The following is a 12170-nucleotide window of genomic DNA, read 5'->3' as shown; positions in this document are numbered from 1 at the left end:
GCGCCGGATGAATACTTCCTATTATTTTGCCGCTGAGGCGTTGCGCACGTCTTTTTCGTAGCGTTCGAGAAGAGCGGCGCGGCTCTTCCCAGCCCACTCGGAATTGTAGCGGATCAGCTTGACCGAACTTGTGTTGATCTGGAGATCGGGGTTGGAGATGCCAGCGACCACCGCCTCACGATGCGTGACTCCAAGCGCATGCTGACCTTTCTCCGAGACTGCCCAGTCAAGGAAGGCTTTAGCGGCATCGCGCTGGTCTGCTGGCGCATTCGCAATGAGGGCGGCAGAGTTTAGTTCGTACCCCGTGCCCTCTTCTGGAAAAGACACCTTGACTGGATACCCCTGCTTGATCGCCACTTCCAGCCCGTGCGTGTAGGCCATAGAGATTGCCACCTCGCCACTGGCGACCATTTGCGTCAGGCTGCCTGCCGAGCGGGCATATTGCAGGACGTTGCCATCGATTGCCTTGAGAATCTGGAATGCCTCATCCTCTCCGTAGATCTGCACGAGCGTTGACAGGACGACAAAGGCAGTGCCGGAGGAGGCTGGGTGGGTCAGCACGATGGCGCTTTTGTAAGCGGGATCGGAAAAGTCCTTCCAGCTTGTCGGCGGCTCCTTCCCGAGCCTTTTTAGATAATCGGGATTGTAAAAGAAGGCTACGGGCGAAACGGCAATCGGCGTCCAAGCATTATCCGGACTAAGAAATTTTGCGTCGACGTTCGTAATGTTCTTTGATGCATAGGGCTCGAGGAGACCTTCAGTGGCGCCTTGAATGAAGAGATCTGCGGCCCCCGCAAGCCAGAGGGCCGCTTGCGGATTTGCGGCCTCAGCACGAATGCGGGCAAGAACCTCGCCCGCTCCCATACGAACAAACGAAGAACTGATGCCCGTGTCATCCTTGAAGGCCTGCAACACGGATGTGCAGTCGTCTTCAGACATGGGGCAATATACGGTCAGGTTGTCGGCCTGAGCGCCAACTCCCATGGAGAGGAGTAAAGCGGCCGCATAGCCAGCAGTTTTTAGATGGAAGGTTGTCATTGTTGGTTCCCCCTTTTTGTCGTTCCAAATGGATAGTAGTACTAAAACTACACATGTCAAATAAATTGTAGTTTTTTATCATAGGGCGGTTTCTTCCCTTTATCAGCACGAGCCAGACCAAGGAGCGGCAACCACGGGACCGTAATCCGGTCGTGATTGTCGCGGCTCGGTGAAGACTGCGGACTGGGATAAGGCCGAGGCCATATCGCCGGCACTGTCTGGGAGAAGCGCTACCGGGCTTTCCATGACTATATGAACAGGGAAGGACGCCGTGGACTTGAGCTGCGGGAGGTCGGAACCCGAAGCGGCCCTAGCAAGACTGAGTTGGGATCATCTGGGATGGGGTGGGTAGCGCACAGTTGGTTTTAGGGTCTGGCTCTTTAGAAGCGGTAATCACAGGGGCCAACACGTGCCGGTCACTGGTCCGTAAGCGTGCATTTTCCTTTCAGCGGGGCCCAAGAAGTAGTGGCTGGCGTGCGCAATTTCGTTCCAGCTCGCTTGCTGCTTGCCTTCTAGCTTCAGGTTATCTTCCCTAATATCTACATCATGCACGGTCACGGGATCATCGCCAGCACTTCGGTCGGCGACTTGAAGACGATACCGCGATTGGCCAGAGGTACTCGGTTGCCATGGAACATGGACGCTATTCGCTCCCGCTTCTTTGCCTTGGTCTGCCGCGCAGAAACTGTCATTGCCATAGGCGACATGCGATCCCAGGAAGCCGACAACGCGGTTCCTCATTTCCACAGCCATGCTGTTGAAATGGATGTGGAAACGGTAGCACTCGGATCGCGTGACCCCAGGACAGCGGATAGCAATCCCTACGGTTGTGGATCACGAGGGTTCATAGGAGAGCGGCGAACGCTTCGAGCTCGGCCGCCGTAGCAACGAGGCCCTGCTGTGTCAGTGTGCCGAGATAGTCCTCGACGCTGTATGGCGGATTCTTGAGACGAGCGCGAAGCTTGCGAACGGACTCGCAGAAGACGCCAGGGGCAAGGTCAAGGGTTCTGATGGGATGGACGCATCCTCCTCAATGGTGCTCAACGAACCCATTCTGCCACATCAAGGCCGTCGGAGGGCGTCCATCCCATCAGAACCCTTTTCTTTAGGATAGAAATTGCAATTATTCGACCTTGCTGGTTGCACGGTCGATAACAGCCTGCGGGAACTCGACGCCCATCTTCTTTGCAGCAGCAAGATTGATGACGAGGTCCGTGCCCTTGGCGATATCGACTGCAATATCGCCAGGCTTTTCGCCATTGAGGATTTTCACAACGACAGCGCCCGTCTGCTTACCAACGTCGTAATAGTTGAAGCCGAGAGCCGCGAGTGCTCCGCGCTTGACGGAATCCGTATCCGCGGTGAAGAGCGGCAGCTTGCTTTCTTCAGCCACACCGACAGCACTTTCAAGTGCCGAAACGATGGTGTTGTCAGTCGGCACATACATCGCATCTGCACGGCCAACGAGCGCGCGGGCTGCGCCTTGAACTTCTGCCGATTTGGTTGCAGCCGATTCAACGATCTCGATGCCTTCAGCAGAAGCGGCTTCCTTCAGTGCTGCCAGAAGCGACACGGAATTGGTTTCGCCGGAATTGTAGAGATAGCCGAGCTTCTTGATGTTCGGCATTACTTCCTTGATGAGCTTGATGTGCTCAGCCACTGGCGACATGTCGGAAAGGCCGGTTACATTGCCGCCCGGCTTTGCCATGTCCTTGACGAGCTGTGCGCCAAGCGGGTCGGAAACAGCGGTGAAGACAATCGGAATATCACGTGTTGCGGAAACAACGGCCTGTGCCGAAGGCGTGGAAATTGGAACGATAACGTCTGGAGCTTCACCAACGAACTGGCGTGCGATCTGCGCAGCGGTTGCTGGATTGCCCTGAGCGGACTGATAGACGAATTTAAGGTTTTCACCTTCCTTGAAACCAGCTTCGCCCAGCGCGTCTTTCACGCCGTCGCGCGCAGCATCAAGTGCCGGATGTTCAACGATAGCAGTAACGGCAACTGTTACATCCTTGGCCTGTGCGTGAGTGACAATAGAAGTTGCGGCCAGCAAAGCCAGAAGCATAGAACGCATGAAAATCTCCCCTGTTTTGGTGCATTACCTCGCGGCATCGGCTTTATAAGCTGAAGGTGGATCCGCCCTGTATTGAGGCTTAATCTGGTCCTTATAGACTGTCAACGTGTCGTCATCGCACTCAGTATCACGCAGGTTATATTCCGTTTCATGAACACAGTGTTCAGCGCCCTTTCAATGGCTATCGGAAGCCGCCATATTCTGACAAAGCAGATGAAAAGTGCCCCGCACAAAAAAGTATGAAGCATCGGTCTGCCGCATCTTGTTTCCCGTTCGCTGGATCATGCTCTGAGGAACATAGTCATGAAAAATATAGGTTTTCTGTCATTCGGTCATTGGTCACCTTCGCCTCAGTCCGCCACGCGCTCTGCAAGCGATGCACTTCTGCAATCGATAGACCTTGCTGTCGCCGCTGAGGAGCTTGGTGCCGATAGTGCATATTTCCGTGTGCATCATTTTGCCCGCCAGCTTGCTTCGCCATTTCCATTGCTTGCGGCCGTGGGTGCCAGAACCAGTAAAATCGAAATCGGCACTGCCGTGATCGATATGCGGTATGAAAATCCGCTTTATATGGTCGAAGATGCAAGTGCTGCGGATCTGATCTCAAAAGGCCGCCTGCAGCTCGGTATCAGTCGGGGTTCGCCTGAACAGGTAATCGATGGCTGGCGTCATTTCGGCTATGAGCTGGAAGCAGGCATGACGGATGCCGATTTGGGTCGCAAGCATGGCGAAGTGTTCTTTGAAGCGCTGAAAGGCGAAGGCTTCGCTCAGCCAAATCCTCGGCCAATGTTTCCAAACCCTCCCGGGCTTCTGAAAATTGAACCACATTCGGAAGGGCTGAGGGATCGTATCTGGTGGGGGGCTGCTTCGGACGCGACCGCAATATGGGCAGCAAAGCTTGGCATGAACCTGCAAAGCTCGACGTTGAAGAAGGACGAAAGCGGCGAACCTTTGCATATTCAGCAGGCCAAGCAAATCCGCGCTTATCGCGAAGCTTGGAAAGAAGCCGGGCATACCCGCACGCCGCGTGTTTCAGTGAGCCGCAGCATTTTCGCGCTTATGGATGATAGGGATCGTGCCTACTTTGGTGGCGGCAGTAATGAACAGGATTCGATTGGTTACATTGAAGAGGATTGGAGAGCTGTCTTTGGTCGGTCTTATGCGGCAGAACCCGATAAGCTCATCAAACAACTCGAAAAGGACGAGGCCATTGCCGAAGCCGATACGCTGCTTCTGACTGTGCCAAACCAGTTGGGTGTAGACTACAATGCGCATGTCATTGAATCGATCCTGAAGCATGTTGCACCAGAACTTGGCTGGCGTTGAGATCATTACACTTCAAAAATACCCCCGCAGCATTCACTTGCTGCGGGGCTTTTCTTTTGGTCAGAATTTCCCGGAAAGCCGAACCATGGCACCAAACGCATTGTCCCGCGATGCGGTGCGGGTCACATAGGGTGTCAATGAAAGTTCAACCGTGTCGCTGACGGCGTAACTTACACTTGTCCAGGCAGAGCCTCTGGTATGTGAGAAGTCGGAATCGAGCGTCAATACGCCGATATAATCGGCTCTGGCGTCAAATTCGGGATCCTTGTGCGCAACATCCTGCTCGATTTCGAGATTGATAGACCATCGGATTCTGTCAGTCAGCGGCATAGTGAAATTTGCACCCGCATAAGCCGTTGTCAGCTCATATTTCATGTCGCCATAGGTGAACGGAAACAGCGCATTGCTTTCCGTATAGCCATCCATGGACAGACTGCTATAGCGCAGACCGCCATAATAGCCGAGACGGGCATTATGGAAATTGAGGTTGTCTGTCCGCCCCAGTTCCAGTGCAGTACTCCAGCCCTGCAACCTGCTTTCGCCGGTTCCAGCTTCCGTGTAGGCGAACATTGGCCGCGTGATGTCGGTATCATAGCGATTGGCTGCCAGGCTCGCCCGCATATACCAATCCCCTATAGCCGTCTTGTCTTTCCACTGCGCGAAGATGCCACCGCCGAAATTGTCGCTGCCACTATCAAAGCCGTCCGGCAGATCACGCCAGAAAGAATGGGCAATGGTCACACCTGCAGAAAAATTGTCGGTGAAGCCGTGACCAAGTGTAAAACCTGTCAGCAAATCCTTCTGACCGCCGAAACCACTGACATCGGTGAAAAGCGAATAGCAGGTTTGAGCGGCTCTTTCGACATCGCAGAAATTTTGCAGCTTGTTCAATGTAAGACGCTGGGCTTCTATCGCCGAAAAGCTTAATCCTCCCAATCCCATAACGGTCTGAGTAGTATGATCGACATCAATCATGACCGGATTGGGTTCAGGTTTTTGAGGACCTGTCGGCGGCACAGAGGGGATATGCCCGCCCGGCCCCGGCGATGGTTCATTAGGCTGCTCCCCACCAGTACCGGGTTCCGGCTCAGGCTCAGGCTCAGGCTCATTGTGAGGCTTTGCAAACTTCCACAAAGTTGCGTGCGCAACGCCTTCTGCAGTTTCTGCCGTACCAGCAATCACCGTGCCATCATCTGAAATGTCCCAGGCAACTGAGTTCGCTCCGCCTATTGTACCCAGATCCTGCATCCCATCACCGGCAGTCCACCGAAACGCACGTGTTTCCATATTTGCGTTGTAACTATAACCGACGATAGCACTTCCGTCCTTCGTTATGGCTAACGCATGTGACATACCTCCACCTAAAGAACTTAAGCTCACCGTGCCAGTCGCAGAGGTCCAACGAAAAACCTCTGTAAATCCACTATTGAAGATTGCAGTGCCGACAACGACTGCCCCATCACTGGAAACAAGGTCAGCTATGCTGTAATTATCATTATCTTGAGGGTGAATATCGACCATTCCACTATCTGCGGTCCAGCGAAATGCGCGCAGCTGACCAGTGGATGTATCGCTTGCTCCAACGATCACAGATCCATCCGCCGAAACCCCTCGTGCAACTGAATAATTACCGCTTAAGGTGCCTAAACTCAGCATACCGGTTTCCTGTTGCCAGCGGAAAGCCCGAATTTCAGAATTATCAATATTGCTATAACCGACTATCGTGCTTCCATCCGCTGAAATGGCATTGGAATTCGACAGTTCCCCGCCCAGCGTGCCAAGATCGGTTAATCCATCCTGCAATGACCACCTAAAACTATGGTTGGCAGTGTTACCGGATATAAAGCTATTTCCAGTCACGACATTTCCATCGGCGGAAACCCCAATCGCATAAGATGTCGTGCCGCCAAGGCTGCCTATATCTACGATACCCGTGTGCGAGCTCCACCAGAATGGACGCATTTCGGAATTATCAAAACCGCTATTACCAATTGCAGCTAAGCCGTTTGAGGAAACAGCAAGAAGGGTTGTTGTATTGGAACCGCTTACAGCGCCAATATCGATAATTCCGCCCGGCGTTATTATATAAGACTTATCAAAAGCGCCACTCGTCCCTAATCGACGAACACCGATGACTTTACCATCCGCAGATATACTCCCTGCGTCAGCCTGTAGCCCACCAAAGGAACCGTGGATCTCATAAACAGGTGTCTCGGCGAGTGCTGGAAAAATAGAAAAAAATGAAACGACGAAAAATGAATAACTATTCATTATATTTAAATCATTAAAAAATTGTGATAAATAATGATAAAAATAAATTATTCGCAAATTAACTGATATTTATACTAAATTATATAAAGAAAAATTATTTTTTATACAATAATTTTAATTAATAATAAATTCGAATAAATTTCTATATTTTCAAAATTTATCTATATTATCTAATTCGATATAATTGAAATAAAGCGATTAGCCATCCACCGAAGTATCCTACGGATGCGCCTGACACAGCCCCTGTAATCCAAGCCAGCGTTGATTGATCTTCTGGATAGATAGCATTTAAAACTGCGAGCACATATTGAGCGCAGAAGAAGATAAGGTTTCGGATCAGTGGCAAAATCGTGCCTGCAAGCTTGATAGTTTTGTTTTCGCGATCAACCGCGAGAATGCGCGGCCCAGTAAGATATCCAACAGGTGCCAGCACGAGCACTCCTGCAAAGCAACTTGTCACGAACGCGCTGAACTGGTCGGAATTGCTGTCGAAATGTAAAAATCCAACAGCAATGAAGATCGCTGGAACAAACAGCATTCTCCATACGGTCACTGTGTGTGTTTCGCGCCCCTTTATCCCCATTATGACGAGATAAACAAGCAGACCCCAAACATAGACAGGCGTGTGAATGACAATTTGCGTAAACATTTCCATGGTGCGGTTTCTCCCCGGCCTTTCAATATTGAGGCAATATCTCAATAATTTACGCCACATCAACAGCCTGTGAGCGGTCTCCTCCGAGCTTGAGCTAATTTCACTGTAAAGTAATATCGGGTTTATAGAACGAAACGAAATCTACAAGAGTGGACAACAGGATACGGCTTGTAACACAATGGAATAACGTGATGATTGGCTGTATCCCTCCGTACTTCTGCTCATGACTGGCGCCCTCCTCGGCTGGCTGGTGGGCGGCAACTATGGCCTAGTTTGGGGTAGTTCAATTGGTGTCCTAATCGGCGTCATCCTTATGATAATCATCATCTTGTCACTGATTAAGGCGCGTAATCGTTAGAAAAATCCGTGAAACAATAAAATGTTTCACGGATTTACGTCTAAGCATATGCAAGACAATTAGCTTTGTAGACGGCGGCAAATCTCGTCCAGCTGCTCCAGAGAACTGTAGCGAATTTTGACATCGCCGCCGCGTTCACGATGATTGATTTCAACCTTCATGCCTGTGACATCGGATAGTAGCTTTTCAAGCGCCTTGGTGTCAGCATCTTTTTCAACCGGTGCACTCTTACCCGGTTTTGGCTCAGCACCGTTGCGTGCCTGCGACAGAGCCTCGACCTGACGCACAGACAGGCCTTCCTTCACAACCCGCTCAGCCAGGGCCGTCGGATCTTCCATCGTGATCAGACTACGCGCATGACCAGCCGACAAAGCGCCATCAGAAATAAAATCCTGCACGCGCTGCGGCAGTTTCAGAAGACGCAGCGTATTGGCCACATGGCTGCGGCTTTTGCCGATAACCTGTGCCAGATCATTCTGAGTATAATCGTGATTGTCGATAAGCTGTTGATATCCAAGCGCTTCTTCGACTGCATTGAGATCTGCGCGTTGTACGTTTTCAACGATTGCAATCTCAAGCGCCACGCGATCATCGACATCGCGTATGATGACTGGGATTGTATCCACGCCTGCACGCTGCGATGCGCGCCAGCGACGTTCACCAGCAATGAGTTCAAAGCGATCCGGCTCTCCCGGTGCAGGACGCACAACAATTGGCTGAACAACGCCGTGCTCCTTAATCGACTGCGCGAGATCTTCGAGCTCCACTTCCGAGAACATGCGACGTGGATTGCGCGGATTACGTGTTACGAACTCAATCGGAACATTACGCTCACTCGAAATCGGCACCTTACGTTCTTCCGCCGGGCGGTCGATTTCACCGATCAGGGCGGCCAAGCCGCGGCCAAGCCGCTTTTTTGAAGGATCGTCGTTCATCGTCGGCAGTTCCTGCAATTGTTACGTAGTCGAATCAATATAAGCACCGCCAGCGCGATGCTGGCTCATTATGCGGCCTGAAGCTGCCGCTCACGCTGAATAACTTCGGAAGCGAGCTGCAAATACGCCTGACTGCCAGCACATTTCAGATCATACAGAATAGCTGGCTTGCCATGCGATGGCGCTTCTGAAACACGCACATTGCGTGGAATAACAGTACGATAGACCTTCTCACCCATAAAAGCGCGAACGTCTTCGACAACCTGAGAAGCAAGGTTGTTGCGGCTATCGAACATGGTGAGCACAATGCCCTGAATAGTTAGTTCAGAATTAATCGTTGATCGTACCTGGTTGACCGTCTGGAGCAACTGGCTAAGACCTTCCAGCGCGAAGAATTCGCACTGCAATGGCACCATCACAGAATCTGCCGCTGCCATGGCATTGAGCGTTAGAAGATTGAGCGATGGTGGACAATCCACCAGAACATAAGAAAACTTTTCCGCAACCGCTGAATCAAAACGCAGTGCGTCACGCAAGCGCCGCGTACGATCCGGTGCCTGCGCAATTTCCATTTCAATACCGAGCAAATCGAGTGTTGACGGCACAATGTACAGATTCGGAACATCGCTCTGCATCGCGGCTTCATTCACGGAAGCTTCCTGCGTCAGCACATCATAAGACGATAATGGGCGATTCTGGCGATCAATGCCAAGCCCGGTACTCGCGTTACCCTGCGGATCAAGATCGACAATCAGCACAGTTTCGCCAATGGCGGCCAATGCGGTAGCCAGATTAATGGCAGTAGTTGTCTTGCCAACGCCACCCTTCTGGTTTGCAATGGTTATGATCCTGGATCTTTTGTTCATACCGTCGCCCTGCTGCTTTCTGCTCTGAGATAACGAATTAGTCTGCAATGCGTCGAAGATTGCTGATTTCGAGTATCACCGAAGCTTTATCGATAGCACTTTCATGTTGTACCAGATCAAAACGCCAGCCGACACGGCTTTCATCGATTTCTCTCTGGTAATCCCGACCTTTTTGAAAAAGAGCCTTTGAACCTGTGGTAAGCCAAGGCTCAGCGAGATTGAAAAGATCGTTCAACGAGGCGAGTGCACGGGCGGTTACGACATCCGGCACGTCGATTTTATCCCACATTGCTTCAATGCGGGCTGAGTGAATGCGTGCTGGCACAGCGAGATGACCTGCAGCTGTACGAAGAAATGCTGCCTTTTTTCCCGCACTTTCGACCAGATCAATCGAAGCCCCCGGAATGTCCTTTAGAGAGCAGGCGGTTACGATACCGGGAAAGCCGCCGCCAGACCCGAGATCGAGCCAGCGCTTTGCTTCGGGTGCCAGCGGAAATATCTGCGCACTGTCGAGAATATGGCGGCTCCATAGGTCCGCAAGGGTGGAAGGTGACGCCAGATTAATGGCCGAAGACCACTTTCGAAACAGCTCTTCAAAGGCAATCAATCGCTCAGTTGTTTCACGTGAAACACCGGGAACAATAGTTTTCAAGCTTGAATAACGGCTATCCACAGTCATGCTACGCTTTTCCCGGCGTTCAGTTCAGCAGCTGCACGCTCACGCGCGCTATACTTCTTAATATGCGTGATAAGCAGAGCAAGGGCTGCAGGTGTAATACCTTCAACGCGCTGCGCTTCTGCAATTGTCTCCGGCATACGCTGTTTGAGCTTAAACTTGAGCTCGTTAGAAAGACCGGAAATAGCATCAAAATCCAACGACGCAGGAATGAAGAGACGCTCTTCCCGCTCCATCACTGCAATATCGCTTTGCTGGCGATCCATATAGACCGAGTATTGAGCTTCGATTTCCAGCGCTTCCCGCGTGGTCGAATCAATCGTGTTCAACTCCGGCCAGATAGCCTGTAGCTTCTGCAGATCAATATCCGGATAAGATAGAAGATCATAGGCCGAGCGACGCACGCCATCCTGATTAAGATGCAGCTCATACCGGCTTGCCTGGTTTGGTGTAATCATGAGTTCCTTCGTCAAATCGCGTGCTGCCGACAACGCGTCCTGCCGTGCTACAAATTTCTCCCGACGCTTAGACCCAAGAATGCCAAGTTGATCAGCCAAAGGTGTTAGTCTTTGATCCGCATTGTCAGCGCGCAAAGACAGTCGGAACTCGGCGCGCGAGGTGAACATGCGATAAGGCTCGCTTACACCACGCGATGTCAGATCATCGACCATAACGCCAATGTAGGCTTCAGTGCGCTGAATGATAACTGGCTCGCTACCCCCTGCCCGCTTTGCAGCATTAAGGCCAGCAAGGAGACCTTGTGCGCCTGCTTCTTCATAGCCGGTCGTGCCATTAATCTGACCAGCAAGGAACAGACCAGTCACGCGGCGCGTTTCCAGACTGCGCTTCAATTCCCTGGGATCGATGAAGTCATATTCAATGGCGTAACCAGGCTGCAGCATAATCGCCTTTTCGAGACCGGGAATGGTCTTCAGATAAGCGAGCTGTACTTCTTCTGGCAGAGATGTCGAAATGCCATTTGGATAGACCGTATGATCGTCCAGCCCTTCAGGCTCGAGAAATATCTGATGCCCGTCACGATCACCGAATTTGACGATTTTATCTTCAACAGATGGGCAGTAACGCGGGCCAATCCCCTCGATAGACCCCGAATACATGGCAGACCGATGAAGATTGGCGCGAATGATTGCGTGCGTTTCAGGCGTCGTGCGTGTGATGCCACAATCAATCTGTGGAGTGGTAATCTTGTCGGTCATCAACGAGAATGGAACCGGGTCTTCATCTGCCGATTGCATATCGAGGCTCTGCCAGTCAATCGTTCGACCGTCGAGACGCGGTGGCGTCCCAGTCTTGAGGCGACCGACAGCAAAACCTAAACCGCGCAAAGTATCCGACAATCCAAGCGCCGGGTTCTCACCCATACGGCCAGCGGGGATTTTCTTTTCACCAATATGAATAAGGCCGTTCAGGAATGTACCGGTTGTCAAGACCACAGCCGCGCAAGTCAGCGCGCGACCGTCACCGAGAATAACCCCAGTGATAGCTCCGTCATTTACGCGAATATCTGAAGCGCCACCTTCAACAACCGTCAGATTATCCTGCGCCGAAATAAGCTCCTGCATTGCAAGCCGATAAAGCTTGCGGTCAGCCTGTGTGCGCGGACCACGAACCGCTGGTCCTTTACGACGATTGAGCAAACGGAACTGGATGCCCGCCTTATCAGCAACACGGCCCATCAAGCCATCGAGCGCATCAATCTCGCGAACAAGATGACCTTTGCCCAGACCACCAATAGCAGGATTGCAAGACATAACGCCAATCGTATCAAAACGATGCGTAAGAAGTGCAGTACGAGCGCCCGCGCGTGCGGAGGCTGCTGCAGCTTCGCAACCTGCATGTCCACCACCAATGACGATAACATCAAAAGCTGTCGCTTCGGCAGAACCTATGTTGTTCATACTGATGCTTCCGAATCCAATCTAGGCATTCCCAGCAAAAGTGCCATGC

10 protein-coding genes are annotated in these 12170 nt (G+C 51.8%); 1 reads left to right on the top strand and 9 read right to left on the bottom strand.

Annotated elements, in window-relative coordinates:
- Positions 1-21: 21 nt before the first annotated feature.
- From H5024_RS01875 to H5024_RS01865, 3 genes are all read right to left on the bottom strand, one after another.
- Entirely contained in the window at positions 22-1038 is a 1017-nt protein-coding gene (locus H5024_RS01875) for an ABC transporter substrate-binding protein (RefSeq protein ID WP_210309578.1), read from the bottom strand.
- 554 nt (positions 1039-1592) lie between these two features.
- Positions 1593-1766 carry a hypothetical protein gene (locus H5024_RS01870; RefSeq protein ID WP_187543765.1) on the bottom strand — a complete coding sequence of 58 codons (174 nt, stop codon included), beginning with the start codon at positions 1764-1766 and terminating at the stop codon, positions 1593-1595.
- 395 nt (positions 1767-2161) lie between these two features.
- Positions 2162-3115: an ABC transporter substrate-binding protein gene (locus H5024_RS01865; protein WP_187543764.1), complete on the bottom strand. Its 954-nt coding sequence runs from the start codon at positions 3113-3115 to the stop codon at positions 2162-2164.
- Between the two features lie 303 nt (positions 3116-3418).
- On the opposite strand from H5024_RS01865, the gene H5024_RS01860 reads away from it, so the two are divergent.
- On the top strand, positions 3419-4441 hold the full coding sequence (locus tag H5024_RS01860) for an LLM class flavin-dependent oxidoreductase (protein WP_187543763.1): 1023 nt from the start codon (positions 3419-3421) through the stop codon (positions 4439-4441).
- Positions 4442-4501: 60 nt separating this feature from the next.
- Here H5024_RS01860 and H5024_RS01855 read toward each other — a convergent pair whose 3' ends face one another.
- The 6 genes from H5024_RS01855 to mnmG all read right to left on the bottom strand — a co-directional run bounded on the left by H5024_RS01855 (position 4502) and on the right by mnmG (position 12112).
- Positions 4502-6712 carry an autotransporter domain-containing protein gene (locus tag H5024_RS01855; protein ID WP_187543762.1) on the bottom strand — a complete coding sequence of 737 codons (2211 nt, stop codon included), beginning with the start codon at positions 6710-6712 and terminating at the stop codon, positions 4502-4504.
- 166 nt (positions 6713-6878) lie between these two features.
- A complete protein-coding gene (locus H5024_RS01850) occupies positions 6879-7367 on the bottom strand; it encodes a hypothetical protein (RefSeq protein WP_187543761.1) in 489 nt (162 codons plus the stop codon).
- Positions 7368-7784: 417 nt separating this feature from the next.
- Positions 7785-8660, bottom strand: coding sequence for a ParB/RepB/Spo0J family partition protein (locus H5024_RS01845; protein ID WP_187543760.1), 876 nt, complete (start codon positions 8658-8660; stop codon positions 7785-7787).
- A gap of 68 nt (positions 8661-8728) precedes the next feature.
- Complete coding sequence (locus H5024_RS01840; protein ID WP_187543759.1) at positions 8729-9526, bottom strand: ParA family protein; 798 nt, start codon at positions 9524-9526, stop codon at positions 8729-8731.
- Positions 9527-9563: 37 nt separating this feature from the next.
- Complete coding sequence (gene rsmG, locus H5024_RS01835; RefSeq protein WP_187543758.1) at positions 9564-10205, bottom strand: 16S rRNA (guanine(527)-N(7))-methyltransferase RsmG; 642 nt, start codon at positions 10203-10205, stop codon at positions 9564-9566.
- Entirely contained in the window at positions 10202-12112 is a 1911-nt protein-coding gene (mnmG, locus tag H5024_RS01830; protein WP_187546524.1) for a tRNA uridine-5-carboxymethylaminomethyl(34) synthesis enzyme MnmG, read from the bottom strand. The genes rsmG and mnmG overlap by 4 nt, the downstream gene beginning before the upstream one ends.
- Positions 12113-12170: the final 58 nt, after the last annotated feature.

Source organism: Ochrobactrum sp. Marseille-Q0166, assembly GCF_014397025.1.
Taxonomy (GTDB): domain Bacteria; phylum Pseudomonadota; class Alphaproteobacteria; order Rhizobiales; family Rhizobiaceae; genus Brucella.
This window is presented reverse-complemented; position numbering and strand designations above follow the sequence as displayed.

Bases quoted from the DNA above. Each gene is read 5' to 3' on its own strand.
- H5024_RS01860 (WP_187543763.1), top strand. From the start codon at position 3,419: ATGAAAAATATAGGTTTTCTGTCATTCGGTCATTGGTCACCTTCGCCT.
- rsmG (WP_187543758.1), bottom strand. From the start codon at position 10,205: ATGACTGTGGATAGCCGTTATTCAAGCTTGAAAACTATTGTTCCCGGT.
- H5024_RS01845 (WP_187543760.1), bottom strand. From the start codon at position 8,660: ATGAACGACGATCCTTCAAAAAAGCGGCTTGGCCGCGGCTTGGCCGCC.
- H5024_RS01875 (WP_210309578.1), bottom strand. From the start codon at position 1,038: ATGACAACCTTCCATCTAAAAACTGCTGGCTATGCGGCCGCTTTACTC.
- H5024_RS01840 (WP_187543759.1), bottom strand. From the start codon at position 9,526: ATGAACAAAAGATCCAGGATCATAACCATTGCAAACCAGAAGGGTGGC.
- H5024_RS01850 (WP_187543761.1), bottom strand. From the start codon at position 7,367: ATGGAAATGTTTACGCAAATTGTCATTCACACGCCTGTCTATGTTTGG.
- H5024_RS01865 (WP_187543764.1), bottom strand. From the start codon at position 3,115: ATGCGTTCTATGCTTCTGGCTTTGCTGGCCGCAACTTCTATTGTCACT.
- H5024_RS01855 (WP_187543762.1), bottom strand. From the start codon at position 6,712: ATGAATAGTTATTCATTTTTCGTCGTTTCATTTTTTTCTATTTTTCCA.